This is a genomic window from Nitrosospira multiformis, assembly GCF_003050865.1.
GTDB classification, from domain to species: Bacteria; Pseudomonadota; Gammaproteobacteria; order Burkholderiales; family Nitrosomonadaceae; genus Nitrosospira; species Nitrosospira multiformis_E.
In genome coordinates this window covers 61,167-77,937 of sequence record NZ_QAOK01000001.1, presented here as the reverse complement: position 1 = coordinate 77,937, position 16,771 = coordinate 61,167, and the positions used below count along the sequence as shown (strand labels likewise).

The window sequence follows — 16,771 nt, the reverse complement described above, 5'->3', positions numbered from 1 at the left end:
CGCTCCGCGAGGGAGTCGTTGTGCTTCGCTGCCGGTTCATTGAAGCATCGTCCTTTTGGACGTATAATTTCCAGATTTGAAGCGTCGCAAACAGAACCTCGCGCCGTTTCTGCCTTGTCCCAATTCCCAGGAGTCTTCGTGCCACAACATTCGTATGCCCTCCTTGCGCTTGCTGACGGCACAGTTTTTCGCGGCATGTCCATCGGCGCGGAAGGCATCAGCACAGGGGAGGTGGTCTTCAACACCTCGATGACGGGATATCAGGAAATTCTCACGGATCCCTCCTACTGTCGCCAGATCGTTACTCTCACTTATCCCCATGTAGGCAATACAGGCACTAATCCGGATGACGTGGAGTCCGGCAATATCGATCGGATATATGCCGCTGGGTTGGTGATAAGAGATCTGCCGTTGGCTTCCAGCAACTGGCGCGAAACCCAGACGTTGCCGGAGTATCTCAGGCAGCAGGGGGTGGTCGCCATTGCCGACATCGATACCCGCAAGCTCACCCGCATTCTGCGGGAAAAGGGCGCTCAGGCAGGTTGCATCATCGCAGGTCAGCCGGACGAAGCGGAGGCGCTGAAGCTGGCCAGGGGGTTTCCTGGCCTTGCCGGGATGGACCTGGCCAAAGTGGTAAGCTGCCTGCAGCCTTATGAGTGGAGCGAAGGGGAATGGCGGCTTGGACAGGGTTGCCCGGTTCAATCTCATCCCCGTTTTCATGTTGCAGCGATGGATTTCGGAATAAAACGGAACATTCTGCGCAAGCTCGCGCAGCGCGGCAGCCGGGTCACCGTATTCCCCGCGCATACAACCGCCGACGAGATTCTGGCATCGCAACCTGACGGAATATTCCTTTCGAATGGACCGGGTGATCCCGAGCCTTGCGACTACGCTATCGAGACAACCAGAAGGCTGCTGGAAAAGGAAATACCGATTTTCGGCGTGTGCATGGGTCACCAATTGCTAGGCCTGGCAACAGGCGCTAGAACCATAAAAATGAAATTTGGCCATCATGGCGCCAATCACCCGGTTCAGGACCTCGAGACGGGAAAGGTGATCATAACCAGTCAGAATCACGGGTTTGCAGTGGATACGGCCACTTTGCCGGCAAATGCAAGAGTTACGCATTTATCTTTGTTTGATGGTAGCTTGCAAGGATTTGAGCTGGCAGGAAAACCTGTATTCTGCTTTCAGGGGCATCCCGAAGCGAGTCCGGGTCCGCATGACCTGGATTATCTGTTCGATAAATTTGCGGGATTGATGGAGAGAAAACGGACGAAAGCGATATGAAGCCGGGAAGTCGTCCGCCCTTTCCCATTATCGTCCTTCCCACTTATGCCTAAACGTAACGACATCAAGTCTATCCTTATCATCGGCGCGGGCCCCATCATCATCGGGCAAGCGTGCGAGTTTGATTATTCCGGTGCCCAGGCGTGCAAAGCGCTGAGGGAAGAGGGTTACCGGGTCATTCTGGTGAATTCCAATCCCGCCACGATCATGACGGATCCCGAAATGGCTGATGTGACCTACATCGAGCCTATCATCTGGCCCATGATCGAAAAAATCATTGCCGTTGAACGCCCGGATGCGTTACTGCCCACCATGGGTGGGCAGACAGCATTGAACTGCGCGCTGGACCTGGCAAAGAACGGCGTGCTGGACAAATACGGAGTCGAATTGATCGGCGCCTCGCGCGAGGCAATCGACAAAGCCGAGGATCGCGAAAAATTCAAGCAGGCCATGACAGGCATAGGTCTGGGTTCTGCCCGTTCCGCCATTGCCCATAGCCTGGAGGAAGCGCTGCAGGTCCAGGCAATGGTGGGTTATCCCGCCATTATCCGTCCATCATTCACGCTGGGGGGTACTGGCGGCGGTATCGCCTATAACCGCGAGGAGTTTCTCGATATCTGCGAGCGCGGGCTGGAAGCTTCCCCGACGAAGGAACTGCTGATCGAGGAATCGGTTATCGGCTGGAAAGAGTTCGAGATGGAAGTCATACGCGACAGGAAAGACAATTGTATTATTGTCTGCGCCATCGAAAACGTCGATCCCATGGGTGTTCACACGGGCGACTCCATCACGGTTGCACCCGCGCAAACGCTGACGGATAAGGAATATCAGATCATGCGGGATGCCTCGATAGCGGTCCTGCGCGAAATCGGGGTTGAAACCGGCGGTTCCAACGTGCAGTTTGCCATCAATCCGGAAGATGGGCGCATGCTCGTGATTGAAATGAACCCCCGGGTTTCACGCTCATCTGCACTGGCTTCAAAAGCCACCGGATTTCCCATTGCCAAGGTGGCAGCCAAGCTTGCCGTGGGTTACACCTTGGACGAACTCAGGAACGATATTTCGGGCGGTGCAATGCCGGCATCTTTCGAACCGTCCATAGATTATGTCGTTACCAAGATACCACGATTTGCCTTCGAGAAATTTCCACAGGCCAACGCTCGTCTCACTACCCAGATGAAATCGGTAGGGGAAGTCATGGCTATCGGACGGACGTTTCAGGAATCTCTGCAGAAAGCCCTGCGGGGGCTGGAGATCGGGGCTGATGGACTGGACGAAAAAACGACCGATATTGAAACTGTCGCGGCCGAACTGGCATATCCTGGTCCTGAACGAATCTGGTATGTTGCGGACGCCTTTCGCTGCGGCGTGTCATTTGATGAGATACATGCACACACTCACATCGATCCCTGGTTTCTGACGCAGATTGAAGATTTGATACGGCAGGAACGGTCGATTGCGGGAACAGCGCTGGATACGCTTGATTTTTCCACGTTCCGCAAGCTGAAACGCAGCGGCTTTTCGGACCGGCGACTTGCCCGGCTGATGAATGTGACACCTGAGGCGGTCTGCTCAAGGCGCCATCAACTCAATCTGCGTCCGGTGTACAAGCGCGTCGATACCTGCGCGGCCGAATTCGCGACATATACGGCCTACATGTATTCCACTTACGAAGAAGAATGCGAAGCGCTGCCAAGCGATAATAAGAAAATCATGGTGCTGGGCGGGGGACCTAACCGCATTGGTCAGGGTATCGAGTTCGACTATTGCTGTGTCCACGCCGCCCTGGCTTTGCGCGAGGATGGTTTCGAGACCATCATGGTCAACTGCAACCCTGAAACGGTTTCGACCGATTACGATACGTCTGATCGTCTTTATTTCGAACCTCTGACGCTAGAGGATGTGCTTGAAATAGTAGCCGTCGAGAAGCCTTTGGGTGTCATCGTGCAATTCGGGGGCCAGACTCCGCTGAAGCTTGCGCGCGATCTCGAGGCAAATGGCGTGCCGATCATCGGCACCAGCCCGGATATGATCGATTGCGCCGAGGATAGGGAACGTTTTCAGAAAATGCTGCACCAGCTTGGGTTGAAACAGCCGCCCAACCGTACGGCGCGCACGGTGGAGGAGGCTCTCGCTGCGGCGGAAGAGATTGGTTATCCGCTGGTGGTACGCCCGAGCTATGTATTGGGCGGGCGGGCCATGGAAATCGTCCATGAGCAGACGCACTTGGAGCGTTACATGAAAGAGGCGGTAAAGGTCTCGCACGACTCCCCGGTGCTGCTGGATCATTTTCTGAATGATGCGACGGAAGTGGACGTGGATGCGGTTTCAGACGGAGAGAACGTCCTGATCGGGGGCATCATGGAGCACATCGAACAGGCGGGCGTGCACTCAGGCGACTCGGCCTGTTCGCTGCCTCCCTACAGCTTATCTGCCCGGTTACAGGACGAGTTGCGCCGTCAGACTGCGGCAATGGCACGCGCACTCAACGTGGTGGGCCTGATGAACGTGCAATTCGCCATCCAGAACGATGTCGTCTACGTGCTGGAAGTCAATCCGAGAGCGTCCCGCACAGTGCCTTTCGTCTCCAAGGCTACCGGCATCCCCCTGGCAAAAATATCCGCCCGCTGCATGACGGGGTTGAGCTTGGTTCGCCAGGGCCGGGTTCGTGAGGTAATTCCGGACTATTATTCAGTCAAGGAAGCTGTCTTCCCTTTTATCAAGTTTCCCGGCGTGGACACTATACTCGGCCCCGAAATGAAATCGACCGGTGAAGTGATGGGGGTGGGGCAGACATTTGCAGAAGCCTTCGTCAAGTCGCAACTGGCTGCGGGAGTGAAACTTCCACGGAGCGGGAAGGTCTTCATAAGCGTACGCCACGCGGACAAGCCGCGCGTGATTGAAATCGCCCGCAATCTTGCTCAGTTAGGGTTTACGCTCTATGCTACCCGGGGTACTGCCGCGGTTCTGAGTGCGGCAGGCTTGTCCGTGACGCCGGTAAACAAGATGTCGGAAGGACGTCCCCACATTGTAGACATGATCAAGAATGGGGAGATGAACTTGATCATCAATACAGTGGAAGATAAGCGGAGCGTTCACGACTCCTACTCGATTCGCCACGCGGTGCTGCAGGCGCGGGTAACATACTATACTACGTTAGCCGGGGCGCGGGCCGCCTGCATAGGCATGACAAACATGCAGGAATTGCACGCCTACGGGTTGCAGCAACTCCACGAATCGGGGAAGGGGGCCTTGCTGAATGCCGCTTCCTGAAGTGAGAACTTTGAATTCAAATTTTGAATTGCCCAAGGAGGCCATGCTCCGGTATAGCAATATCGAACAACAGGCACACCCGATCCAAAACAGGTAGCAGAAGAGACTATGAGTACAACAATCCCCTTGACAGTGACAGGCGCGGGAAAGCTGCGCGCCGAATTGCATGAGATGAAAACAGTTCATCGTCCCGCTGTGATTGCGGCCATTGCGGAGGCTCGATCCCATGGTGACCTTTCCGAAAACGCCGAATACGAAGCGGCCAAGGAACGTCAGGGTTTTATCGAAGGACGTATTGCTGAACTTGAGAGCAAGCTCTCTAATGCCCAGATCATCGATCCGACGATGCTGGATGCGGATGGAGCCTGCGTATTCGGTGCCACCATCGATCTGGAGGATGTCGAGTCTGCCACAACCGTTACTTATCAGATTGTCGGGGATGATGAAGCGGATATCAAGGAGGGAAAGATTTCCATCAGTTCCCCTATCTCTCGCGCTCTGATAGGCAAATATCCGGGGGATGTGGCTGAAGTGATGGCGCCTGGCGGGGTGCGGGAGTACGAAATTCTCGATGTGAGATACATTTGAGAAGACTCGCAGGCGCGGGAGTCAGGAGCTCCCGCACTTTACCTTGAATTTGAATAATTTGAATATATAGGTCCTGTCCGAATGTGTTCTCTCCGGGGGACGTTCCTCCAGATACGGATATGGGAATCTATATCAATCTACGATTGAGGCGGCCAAGCCAATCGGCACTTCGGTTGATCCATTGCCAATGGATTCATCTCCGGTTTGCTTCAGTTCTTTATCTTTTCGGGTTCAGGACGGTAAATCACCAGCATCTTGCCGATGTGCTGCACTGGTGCAGCGTTGAGGCATCCGCAAATTTTCTCCAGTAACGCGTTTCGTATTTCCCAGTCGCCACTCGCCACTTTGATTTTGATCAGCTCGTGGCTTTTAAGTCGCTGATCCAGCTCGTTCACCACGCTGTCCGATAAACCCGCTGCGCCTATCCAGACGACCGGCTTGAGGGCATGCGCGCGAGCCTTGAGCTCACGTCGGAAATCTGGAGTAAGTGGTAACATATCTTCTTTCACGGCCATCAGTTTACGCGATGAAGCGGACCAAAACCAGCAAAGCCTGGATGAAGGAGCATGTGAATGACTTTTTTGTTAAGCAGGCGAAAAAGGAGGGTTACCGCTCACGCGCGGCTTATAAGCTGATGGAGATCGCCGAACGCGATCACTTGTTCAAGCCGGGCATGACTGTAGTGGACCTTGGCGCCGCTCCCGGGGGCTGGTCGCAGGTAGCGGCGGAGAAGCTCATGGGCAAGGGTAGAGTGATTGCCGTAGATATCCTGGAAATGGCGCCCATATCCGGCGTAACCTTCATTCAGGGAGATTTCCGCGAAGCGTCCGTCCTGGCCGAATTGAAGGAACAAGTGAAGGATCTGCCTGTTGACCTTGTAATTTGCGACATGTCCCCTAATATAACGGGCATAGGGATAATTGATCAAGCCCGTGGCATGCATCTGGCGGAGTTGGCCCTCGAGTTTTGTACCGAGGAGTTGAACTCTGAAGGCAACTTCCTCGTCAAAGTGTTTCAAGGTTCTGGTTTTGACGAGTTTTTTCGCGCGATGCGCGCTACATTCAATCGGGTGGTAACACGTAAACCCTTGGCATCACGGGGTCGGAGCAGCGAAATCTATTTGCTGGGGCTGGGGAAGCGGGATTAGACATTCCCGGTTCGGATGCCAACGCAAGTAAATATAAGGGGCTGCGAGGTTGCAGATCCCCACGCGAACCTGGAGGCTGGTAGCAGGGATAACGGCTATTCTAAATCTAGAAATGGGTTTAGAATGAAACATTCGAGTATTTTGACGGCGCAAGCCAAGGAGTTACTTTGAACAATCTCATTAAAAACATGGCCATCTGGCTGGTGATCGCTCTTGTGCTGATGACGGTGTTCAATCAGTTCAGTACACGGCAATCGGGGCAAGCACCGATGGAATATTCCCAGTTCATCGACGAGGTGAAGCAGGGCAGGATCGCCAAAGTAACTATTGAAGGCCGCACGCTGAAGGGTACGAAAACCGATGGCAGACGTTTTACGACGTACACGCCCTCGGACCCGTGGATGGTGAGCGATCTGCTTAAGGCGGGCGTCATCATAGATGCCAAGCCGGAGGAAGAACCTTCTCTCCTGATGAATATCTTCGTTTCATGGTTCCCCATGCTTCTGCTGATCGGGGTATGGATTTTCTTCATGCGGCAGATGCAGGGTGGGGGCCGTGGCGGCGGTGCTTTTTCATTCGGGAAAAGCAAGGCGCGCATGCTCGACGAATCCACCAACCAAGTGACGTTTGCCGACGTTGCAGGTTGTGAAGAAGCCAAGGAGGAAGTTTCCGAGTTGGTGGAATTCCTGCGCGATCCCAGCAAGTTCCAGAAACTGGGGGGGCGTATCCCGCGCGGCGTGTTGATGGTGGGAAATCCGGGTACGGGTAAGACGCTCCTGGCGCGTGCTATTGCTGGTGAAGCCAAGGTCCCCTTCTTCAGTATCTCAGGCTCCGATTTTGTTGAAATGTTTGTGGGGGTAGGTGCAGCCCGAGTGCGCGATATGTTCGAGCAAGCGAAGAAGCATGCTCCCTGCATTATTTTCATTGACGAGATCGATGCGGTCGGGCGTCAGCGTGGCGCGGGTCTCGGTGGTGGCAATGATGAGCGCGAACAGACGCTCAATCAGTTGCTGGTGGAAATGGATGGTTTCGAAGGAACTGCCGGCGTGATTGTCATCGCCGCTACCAACCGTCCGGATGTGCTCGATCCTGCGCTGTTGCGTCCTGGCCGTTTCGACCGGCAAGTGACGGTCCCCCTCCCCGATATACGGGGCCGTGAGCAAATATTGCACGTGCATATGCGCAAAGTGCCGATCGCACCCGATGTACATGCCGAAACCCTCGCCCGCGGAACTCCCGGGATGTCCGGAGCCGATCTCGCCAATCTGGTGAATGAGGCGGCCCTGTTTGCTGCGCGCAGCAACAAGCGGCTCGTCGACATGGAGGATTTTGAGCGGGCCAAGGACAAGATCTTCATGGGTGCGGAGCGCAAATCTGTTCTGATGCCGGAGCGTGAGCGGCGTAACACTGCCTATCATGAATCCGGGCATGCGGTGGTTGCCCAGTTGTTACCCAAGACCGACCCGGTACACAAGGTTTCCATTATCCCACGGGGGCGCGCACTGGGCGTGACGATGCAACTGCCGACCGAAGACCGTTTCAGCATGGACCGTGAGGAAATCCTGCAGAATATTGCGGTTCTGTTCGGCGGGCGTATCGCCGAGGAAGTCTTCATGGGCCAGATGACGACCGGCGCATCCAATGATTTTGAGCGTGCGACAGAGATGGCGAGACGCATGGTCACCCAATGGGGCATGTCTGATTCACTTGGCCCGATGGTTTATGGCGAGAACGAGGGAGAAGTGTTTCTGGGTCGTTCCGTCACAACCCACAAGAATGTCAGCGAAGCGACCATGCAGAAGGTGGATATAGAAATTCGCCGCATCATCGATACACAGTACAGTCTGGCGCGCAAGCTGATCGAAGAAAACCGCGATAAGATCGAAGTTATGGCCAAAGCGCTGCTGGAATGGGAAACTATAGACGCGGAGCAAATCGGCGATATCATGGAAGGCCGGTCACCTCGGCCTCCCAAGCCAAGCAGGGCTGCTCCAACGCCGCCCAAGGATAATGCTCCCCCCGCGGCGCCTGCACCCACAGCGACACCAGCACAGGAAGCTTAGGCAAGGAAGTTGCTATGATGCAGTAAACAATGAAAAAGGCGGTATGAAAAAGGCGGGATGAACCGCCTTTTTCGTTTCACTTTTTCACGCTGCCTTTTCCTGTTCATAGAAAAGAAAACTACTCCGCAATGGGTGAGTCCTGGTGTCACCATCTTCTATCCCGCCTGTAGAAATTTCCAGTCCCCCTCATCGCCCTCTTGTGATGGGCGTTGTCAACATAACCCCTGATTCCTTTTCGGATGGCGGCTTATTCGCTTCGACTAAGCATGCCCTCAGTCAAGCTTTCCGCTTGGTCGAAGAAGGGGCAGATCTGCTGGACATCGGCGGTGAATCAACACGTCCTGGCAGCACCCCGGTTTCTGTTGAAGAGGAATTACGCCGGATCATTCCGGTGGTGGAGGCACTGGTAAACCAGAATGTGCAGGTTTCGGTCGATACTTCCAAACCCGAAGTCATGCGAGCTGCCATTGCCGCGGGGGCAGTGATGATTAACGATGTGAGGGCGCTCCAGATCCCCGGTGCGCTGGAGGCGGTCGCAGAAGGAGGTGTGACAGCTTGCCTCATGCATATGCAGGGCGAACCCGCCAATATGCAGGTCAATCCCCAATATGATGATGTAGTGCATGATGTCAAGGCTTTTCTGAAGCGGCGTCTGGAGGCTGCGCAAGCCGCGGGTATTCCACGGGAGCGACTGGTAGTCGATCCGGGCTTTGGTTTTGGTAAAAACCAGGTTCATAATATCGAACTATTACGCCATCTCGATCAGTTTCTCGATCTTGGAGTACCGATGCTGGTAGGTCTCTCGCGCAAATCGATGCTGGGAAAAATCACGGGCGGTGACATAAATAACCGGATTCATGCCAGCATAGCGGCAGCACTGATAGCAGCGATGAAGGGTGTGGCCCTTCTCCGCGTGCATGACGTCCGGGCAACCCGGGATGCGCTCGCCGTTTACAATGCCGTTTACGACCGAGGCTCTGCACGGGAGAATGCATGATCCGCTCACTTCACGGTGGAAACCCTCAGTTGAATTCAATTCATTTCGATAACCAATGGATTTCTTCCAATGACAAGAAAATATTTTGGAACTGACGGCATACGCGGACGCGTAGGAGAAGCGCCTATCACGCCTGAATTCGTGATACATCTGGGTTATTCTGCCGGCAAGGTTCTGACTTCCTCGGACTGGCATCTTTCAAAAGGAGAGCGTCCGGCAGTATTGATCGGCAAGGATACGCGCATATCAGGCTATATGTTGGAATCAGCGTTACAGGCAGGGCTTTCCGCAGCCGGGGTGGATGTCCTGCTTTCAGGCCCAATGCCCACTCCCGCGGTTGCCTATCTCACCCGTGCCCTGCGTTTGCAGGCAGGGATCGTCATTTCGGCTTCCCACAATCCTTTCGAGGATAACGGCATCAAGTTTTTTTCTGCCCTCGGGACCAAATTACCCGATGCGACCGAGCAGGAGATTGAAGCGGGATTAAACGCGCCTCTCAAGGCAATGCCGTCGGCGCAGCTCGGAAAAGCGCGGCGCGTCAATGATGCAAGAGGACGCTATATCGAGTTCTGCAAAAGCACTTTTCCAAATCACCTTGATCTGCGGGGGTTGCGGATCGTGGTCGATTGCGCCCACGGCGCCACGTATCAGATCGCCGCACCTGTACTGCACGAATTGGGCGCCGAAGTGGTTGCGATTGGAATCCATCCCGACGGTCTCAATATCAATCACGAGTGTGGGGCAACGCATGGCGCGACCCTGCAGGAAGCAGTCCGGCATCATCAGGCAGATATCGGAGTGGCATTGGATGGGGATGGTGATCGCGTAATCATGACCGATGGCGAGGGCGTGCTTTACGACGGCGACCAGTTGATCTACCTCATCGCGAAACATCGAAAACAAAACGGGCTGCTCAAGGGGGGAGTGGCGGGTACGCTCATGACGAATCTGGCGATTGAAAACGGGTTAAAGAAACTGGATATTTCTTTTGCGCGCGCGAACGTCGGCGATCGCTATGTGCTGGAACTGCTGCAGATAAAAAATTGGCAGCTGGGCGGCGAAGGTTCCGGCCACATTATCTGCCTCGACAAACATACCACCGGTGACGGAATCATTTCGGCACTACAGGTACTCTACGCGATACGTGATTCCGGCAAGACCTTGGCCGAGCTAGCATCGGACGTGACGCTCTATCCGCAGCAATTGATCAATGTCAGGGTGCCCAAGGGATTTGATGCGCACAACAATCTCGCCATCAAAACCGCTCAGACAGAGGCCGAACGCGATCTCGATACCACGGGCCGGGTACTTTTGCGTGCTTCGGGTACGGAACCGTTGATAAGGGTAATGGTAGAAGGCGAGTCCGGGCAGAAAGTCAAACACTGGGCGGAGAAAATAGCGGAGGTTGTGCGAAATGCGGCGGCAGAGAGATCGGTTGAAAAGGCCGTGCCGAACTGAATCAAAGGACATCTTGCCTCTTTCCTCGGTCAAAGTTTTTTCTACCAGTTCTTTTTGGGAAAACTGATTCATGGAGGAATCCACCTTATCTGCTCTGGGTGCTCTGGGCCCAGGATGTCACAAAAACGCAATACTCATGACCTAGCATGGCAGCTCAAAAAAAGCATGGTCTGTTTAATTGAACGGGGAATGAAATGTTGAAATCATTGAATCGGATGGGACTGACAAGTTCAGCGGTGCTGGGCGCAGTGTTCAGTGCCGCCAATATAGGTATGATTGCCGGTGCGAATGCGGCAGGACTGGTTAAGATAGATGGCTCGAGCACTGTTTTTCCCATTACCGAGGCGGTAGCGGAAGATTTTCAGAATGCGAAGAAAGGGGCGGTAAGAGTAACCGTCGGTATCTCCGGTACTGGTGGAGGTTTCAAAAAGTTCTGCCGCGGCGAAACGGAGATCGTCAATGCTTCCCGTCCCATTCTGCAGAAGGAAATGGAGGAATGCAAAAAATCCGGTATCCAGTATGTTGAAATGCCGGTAGCATTCGATGCGTTAACGGTGGTGATCAATCCCAAGAATGACTGGGCAAAAACGCTCACCGTCGCCGAGCTGAAGAAGATCTGGGAACCCGAGGCACAAGGTAAAATCACCAGATGGAACCAGGCAAATCCGGGATGGCCGGATGAAAAACTGAAGCTCTATGGAGCGGGTGCCGATTCGGGCACCTTCGACTACTTTACCGAAGCGATCGTAGGCAAAACCAAATCCAGTCGAGGTGATTTCACTGCTTCCGAAGACGACAACGTACTGGTGCAGGGGGTCGCCAGCGACAAGAATGCGCTGGGTTTTTTCGGTTTTGCCTACTATGTTGAAAACCAGAAAAAGCTCAAAGCGGTGGCCATCGATTCAGGAAAGGGTCCTGTGCTCCCCTCGGAAAAAACAGTGGAAGATGGCAGTTATCAGCCTTTATCCCGCCCGATTTTCATTTACGTGAATATCAAATCAGCGGAAAAACCGGAAGTCAGGGAGCTGGTTGAGTTCTACATGAAAAATGCGCCTGAACTGGTGAAAGAAGTCAAATTTTTTCCGCTGCCACCGCAAGCCTATAGCACCAACCTTGAACATCTCAATAAAAAGAAGGTGGGAACCGTATTTGGCGGACGAACAGAAACGGGTGTCAGGGTAGAAGAATTGCTCGAGCGCGAAGCGAGCTTATAACAGCAGGTTCTCGTTTTGCACCAAGGATCCGAGTGCGCGGATGATGCCCTGTCCGCGCATTCTTTTTTTCCGTTCGCCTTGAATTCTTCAAAACCCTCTCTAACCCCAACCACGAAACCGCTTTTTCCGAGACGTCGCTGCCCCAACCCCCTCCGTGCCGCTGAATCCTGTAAAATCAGGATTTTTAAGTCAGTTCTTATTTATCAAAGGGAGAGACCGTGGCTGTAGTTCGTTTGCCGGATGGTTCGAAGCGTGTATATGAGCACCCTGTAACGGTGGGTGAAATTGCAGCTTCAATAGGCGCGGGTTTGGCTCGTGCTGCGCTTGCAGGCAAGGTGAACGGGAAGCTGGTCGACCTTTCCACCCGTATCGAAAATGACAGTGATGTAACCATCGTTACGGAAAAAGATGCGGAAGGGCTGGAAGTCATTCGTCATTCCAGCGCCCATTTACTGGCGCATGCGGTGAAAGAATTGTTTCCGGAAGCGCAGGTCACGATTGGGCCGGTAATCGAGGACGGCTTTTATTACGATTTTTCCTACAAGCGGCCATTCACTCCCGAAGATCTGGTGGCAATCGAGAAACGCATGGCTGAAATCAGCGTGCGCAACCTGAAAGTCGAGCGCCAGGTGTGGGATCGATCCGAGGCAATCAATTTTTTCAAGAACCAGGGCGAACACTATAAGGCGCAGATCATCGAAGCCATTCCCGGCGATGAGGACGTTTCCCTGTATTCTCAGGGAAATTTTACCGATTTGTGCCGCGGGCCACATGTCCCCACCACATCCCGTCTGAAGGTTTTCAAGCTGATGAAACTTGCGGGCGCTTATTGGCGTGGCGATTCGCATAATGAAATGTTGCAGCGGATCTATGGCACCGCATGGACCAATAAAGACGATCAGAACGCCTATCTGCGCCGTCTTGAAGAGGCGGAAAAACGCGATCACCGCAAGCTTGGCAAGCAGCTAGGCCTGTTTCACCTTCAGGAAGAAGCGCCTGGTATGGTCTTCTGGCACCCGAAGGGATGGGTTATCTGGCAGCAGGTCGAACAGTACATGCGGGATATCTTCCGCAATAACGGCTATCTCGAAATCCGCACGCCCTCCGTACTGGACAAGGGTTTGTGGGAGCGTTCCGGACACTGGGAAAACTTCCGCGAGAATATGTTCGTAACGCAGGCCGAAGACCGGGAATTTTCCGTCAAGCCGATGAATTGTCCGGGGCATGTGCAGGTGTTCAAGCAGGGGCTGAAAAGTTATCGCGACCTGCCGCTTCGACTCGCGGAATTCGGTTCCTGTCACCGTAACGAGCCCTCCGGCGCACTGCACGGGATCATGCGGGTGCGAGCGTTCACTCAGGACGATGCTCACATCTTCTGCACAGAGTCCCAGGTGCAAGATGAGGCCGTCCAGTTTATCGATCTGTTGCAGAAGGTTTACAATGATTTTGGCTTTAATGACATCCTGGTGAAACTTTCCACCCGTCCCGCAAAGCGCGTAGGTTCCGAAGAGCAGTGGGACAAGGCGGAAGAGGCGCTGCGATCCGCGCTGAATCACAAAAACCTCATCTGGGAACTGCAACCCGGTGAAGGTGCGTTCTACGGGCCGAAAATAGAGTTTTCGCTCAAGGATAGTATCGGCCGCATCTGGCAGTGCGGCACCTTGCAACTTGATTTTTCCATGCCGGAACGTCTCGGGGCAGAGTTTGTGGCTGAGGATAACTCCCGGCAGATACCGGTAATGCTTCACCGGGCAATCCTCGGCTCACTGGAGCGTTTTATCGGCATTCTTATCGAAAATCATGCGGGAGCACTGCCGTTATGGTTGTCGCCGGACCATGCAGTCGTACTGAATATCTCGGAAGGGCAGGCCGATTATGCCCGAGAAGTGACCGAAGAACTCAGGCGGGCCGGAATTCGAGCATATACGGACTTGAGAAATGAAAAAATAACTTATAAAATACGGGAGCATAGTCTGCAAAAACTGCCCTATCAAATCATCGTGGGTGATAAGGAAGTGGCAGCGCAGAGGGTGGCTGTACGTACCCGCACTGGCTCTGACCTTGGTCAGATGACATTGCCGGCGTTGGTGGACCGGCTTGAGGAAGAGATCCGCACCCGGGTAGGGGCGGCTTGATTTATTAATAGATTCTGGGAGTTACTATAGTTCAGGAAAAAGCAGCACACATCAATTACGAGATTACTGCACCCGAGGTGCGCTTGATTGGTGTAGATGGAGAGCAGATAGGTATTGTCCCTCTGGCAGTCGCCAACAATCTGGCGGAAGAAGCGGAGGTGGATTTGGTTGAAATCGCACCTACCGCCAAACCTCCCGTATGCCGCCTGATGGATTATGGGAAATTTCGGTATCAGGAAAGCAAGAAAAAGCACGAAGCCAAGCTCAAACAGAAACAGATCCAGATAAAGGAAGTCAAGTTTCGTCCCAATACCGACGAGGGTGATTACAACATCAAGCTGCGCAATCTGATCACCTTCCTGGATGAAGGCGATAAAGCCAAAATTACCCTCCGCTTCCGCGGTCGGGAAATGGCGCATCAGGAATTTGGAGTGCGGTTGCTGGAGCGGATAAAAGGCGATCTGGAATCGCATGCGGTAGTGGAGCAATTTCCCAAAATGGAGGGACGCCAGATGGTGATGGTGTTATCTCCCCGAAAGAAAGAAGTAAAGAACTCCAAAGAAGTAAAAACCTCCAACTCAGAGGAAATAAAACCGAAGACTGCCACGGAAAGCCAGCCTGAGCGGGGCTAGCGCACTCGTTTTTCACCGATTTCAGATTCAGAGGGTACCTGTACCCGTTGGATGGAAATCGGGAGATGCGAGGCCGGGATATAGCATCCAGGATGGAGAGGCAGGTATGGTAATCTCCTGTCGGTCTGACAAAGTTTCATTTCATTGAAAACAAGTGACTCCAGGGTTTAAAGCGTTCCATTCGGGAAACACCTTGTGTCATGTTAAAGCAGGAGCAAAGTAATGCCAAAGATGAAAACAAAGAGTGGTGCGGCAAAACGTTTTGTGGTGAGAGCGGGCGGTACCGTGAAGCGTTCGCAGGCATTCAAGCGTCATATTCTTACCAAGAAAACGACGAAAAGCAAGCGCCAGTTGCGGGGTTCCGTGAACGTGCACTTCAGTGATGTGGCGTCTGTACGCGCCATGATGCCGTACGCGTAGGAGGAGACTGATATGCCAAGAGTGAAACGTGGTGTAACAGCTCACGCTCGCCACAAGAAAATACTGGACCTGGCGAAAGGTTATCGGGGTCGCCGCAAGAACGTCTATCGCGTAGCGAAGGAAGCGGTGATGAAAGCGGGGCAATACGCCTATCGCGATCGCCGCCAGAAGAAACGCGAGTTTCGAGCCCTTTGGATCGCCCGCATCAACGCCGCTGCTAGGGAGTGCGGTTTGTCGTACAGTGTGTTCATGAACGGCCTGAAAAAGGCCGAGATCGAGGTTGATCGCAAGGTCCTGGCGGATCTGGCGGTATTCGACAAGCCGGCCTTTGCAAAAATAGCGGAACAGGCAAGGGCCAGTTTGGCCGTTTAGAGGCGTTTTTGCAAGCCCGGCGTGAACTCGGGGCTTCGTTCGCGTTTCCGGGATTAAAAGACTGGGAGGAGGCTAAAGGCAAAAACGCCTGGCCTCCTCTTTTCATATGCAGAGTTCAATTTGATCAAACTGTTATTTGAATGACTCACCTGGATCATCTTCTTGCTGAAGCAATTGAGCTGTTCAATCGAACAGATGACATGACCGAGCTGGAACAGGTCAAGGCGCGATATCTGGGCCGCCATGGGCAACTGACCGAACTGCTCAAGGGATTGGGCAAGATCCCGCCGGAAGAGCGTCCTGCAGTGGGAAGCCGTATCAATCAGGCGAAGGAGGCGCTGGAGGCAGCGCTGAGCCGCCGCCGTGAGGCGATACAGGAAAAGAAGCTGGAAGAGCAGTTAATAGGGGAAAAGCTGGATGTCACTTTGCCGGGACGTGGAACGGGAATGGGTGGGCTCCATCCCATCACGCTCGCGCTCGACCGGATTCAGTCGCTGTTTCATTCCGTCGGATTCACGGTAGCTTCCGGCCCCGAGATCGAAACCGATTTTTATAATTTCACCGCGCTGAATATTCCGGAAAACCATCCCGCCCGCGCCATGCACGATACTTTCTATGTCGGTGACGAAAACGGCGGCACAGGCGAGCACCTGTTGCGCACCCACACGTCACCCGTTCAAATACGGTATATGGAAAGCAACCCCCCTCCCATGAAGGTGATTGCGCCAGGGAGGGTTTACCGTTGCGATTCCGACCTGACGCATACCCCGATGTTTCATCAGGTGGAAGGTTTATGGATTGATGAAAGCGCCAACTTCTCGGCTTTGAAAGGCATCCTGTCTGATTTCATGCAGCATTTTTTCGAGCGCGACGATCTGCCGGTGCGTTTTCGCCCTTCTTTTTTCCCTTTTACCGAGCCTTCAGCCGAAATGGATATCGGTTGTGTAATGTGCAAAACCGGCTGTCGCGTATGCAGTTACACCGGGTGGCTGGAAGTGCTGGGATGTGGAATGGTACATCCCAATGTCTTCAAGCATGTCAACATAGACAGCCAAAAGTATGTCGGCTTTGCTTTTGGTTTAGGCGTCGAGCGTCTGGCGATGCTGAGATATGGGGTAAACGACCTGCGACTGTTCTTCGAAAATGATTTGCGGTTCCTGAAACAGTTCAACTGAACCTCAG

The 16,771-nt window shown here is 53.7% G+C and carries 14 protein-coding genes; 13 read left to right on the top strand and 1 reads right to left on the bottom strand.

Annotated elements, in window-relative coordinates; all coding sequences use genetic code 11:
- Positions 1-138 precede the first annotated feature (138 nt).
- The 3 genes from carA (at position 139) to greA (ending at position 5,151) form a co-directional block, all read left to right on the top strand.
- Entirely contained in the window at positions 139-1,290 is a 1,152-nt protein-coding gene (gene carA, locus C8R21_RS00330; protein WP_107760894.1) for a glutamine-hydrolyzing carbamoyl-phosphate synthase small subunit, read from the top strand.
- A gap of 45 nt (positions 1,291-1,335) precedes the next feature.
- Positions 1,336-4,563: a carbamoyl-phosphate synthase large subunit gene (carB, locus tag C8R21_RS00325; protein WP_107760892.1), complete on the top strand. Its 3,228-nt coding sequence runs from the start codon at positions 1,336-1,338 to the stop codon at positions 4,561-4,563.
- A gap of 108 nt (positions 4,564-4,671) precedes the next feature.
- Entirely contained in the window at positions 4,672-5,151 is a 480-nt protein-coding gene (greA, locus tag C8R21_RS00320; protein ID WP_074972446.1) for a transcription elongation factor GreA, read from the top strand.
- Between the two features lie 209 nt (positions 5,152-5,360).
- Here the strand turns inward: greA and yhbY are convergent, their stop codons facing one another.
- Positions 5,361-5,648: a ribosome assembly RNA-binding protein YhbY gene (gene yhbY / locus C8R21_RS00315; RefSeq protein ID WP_107760890.1), complete on the bottom strand. Its 288-nt coding sequence runs from the start codon at positions 5,646-5,648 to the stop codon at positions 5,361-5,363.
- A gap of 29 nt (positions 5,649-5,677) precedes the next feature.
- Here yhbY and rlmE point away from each other — a divergent pair, with 29 nt between their 5' ends.
- The 10 genes from rlmE to pheS all read left to right on the top strand — a co-directional run bounded on the left by rlmE (position 5,678) and on the right by pheS (position 16,764).
- On the top strand, positions 5,678-6,298 hold the full coding sequence (gene rlmE / locus C8R21_RS00310) for a 23S rRNA (uridine(2552)-2'-O)-methyltransferase RlmE (protein WP_107760888.1): 621 nt from the start codon (positions 5,678-5,680) through the stop codon (positions 6,296-6,298).
- Positions 6,299-6,465: 167 nt separating this feature from the next.
- Positions 6,466-8,361, top strand: a complete 1,896-nt coding sequence (ftsH, locus tag C8R21_RS00305) for an ATP-dependent zinc metalloprotease FtsH (protein ID WP_107760886.1) — start codon at positions 6,466-6,468, stop codon at positions 8,359-8,361.
- Positions 8,362-8,563: 202 nt separating this feature from the next.
- Entirely contained in the window at positions 8,564-9,358 is a 795-nt protein-coding gene (folP, locus tag C8R21_RS00300) for a dihydropteroate synthase (protein ID WP_107760884.1), read from the top strand.
- Between the two features lie 69 nt (positions 9,359-9,427).
- Entirely contained in the window at positions 9,428-10,816 is a 1,389-nt protein-coding gene (gene glmM, locus C8R21_RS00295; protein ID WP_107760882.1) for a phosphoglucosamine mutase, read from the top strand.
- A gap of 194 nt (positions 10,817-11,010) precedes the next feature.
- The gene (locus C8R21_RS00290) at positions 11,011-12,030 is read left to right on the top strand and encodes a PstS family phosphate ABC transporter substrate-binding protein (RefSeq protein WP_107760880.1); all 1,020 of its coding nucleotides are present in this window, start codon (positions 11,011-11,013) and stop codon (positions 12,028-12,030) included.
- 218 nt (positions 12,031-12,248) lie between these two features.
- The gene (thrS, locus tag C8R21_RS00285) at positions 12,249-14,165 is read left to right on the top strand and encodes a threonine--tRNA ligase (RefSeq protein WP_107760877.1); all 1,917 of its coding nucleotides are present in this window, start codon (positions 12,249-12,251) and stop codon (positions 14,163-14,165) included.
- Positions 14,166-14,176: 11 nt separating this feature from the next.
- Positions 14,177-14,797: a translation initiation factor IF-3 gene (gene infC / locus C8R21_RS00280; RefSeq protein WP_308811367.1), complete on the top strand. Its 621-nt coding sequence runs from the start codon at positions 14,177-14,179 to the stop codon at positions 14,795-14,797.
- Between the two features lie 222 nt (positions 14,798-15,019).
- Positions 15,020-15,217, top strand: a complete 198-nt coding sequence (gene rpmI, locus C8R21_RS00275; protein WP_107760873.1) for a 50S ribosomal protein L35 — start codon at positions 15,020-15,022, stop codon at positions 15,215-15,217.
- A gap of 12 nt (positions 15,218-15,229) precedes the next feature.
- Entirely contained in the window at positions 15,230-15,589 is a 360-nt protein-coding gene (gene rplT, locus C8R21_RS00270) for a 50S ribosomal protein L20 (RefSeq protein WP_107760871.1), read from the top strand.
- A 140-nt stretch (positions 15,590-15,729) separates the two neighbouring features.
- A complete protein-coding gene (pheS, locus tag C8R21_RS00265) occupies positions 15,730-16,764 on the top strand; it encodes a phenylalanine--tRNA ligase subunit alpha (protein ID WP_107760869.1) in 1,035 nt (344 codons plus the stop codon).
- Positions 16,765-16,771 lie beyond the last annotated feature (7 nt).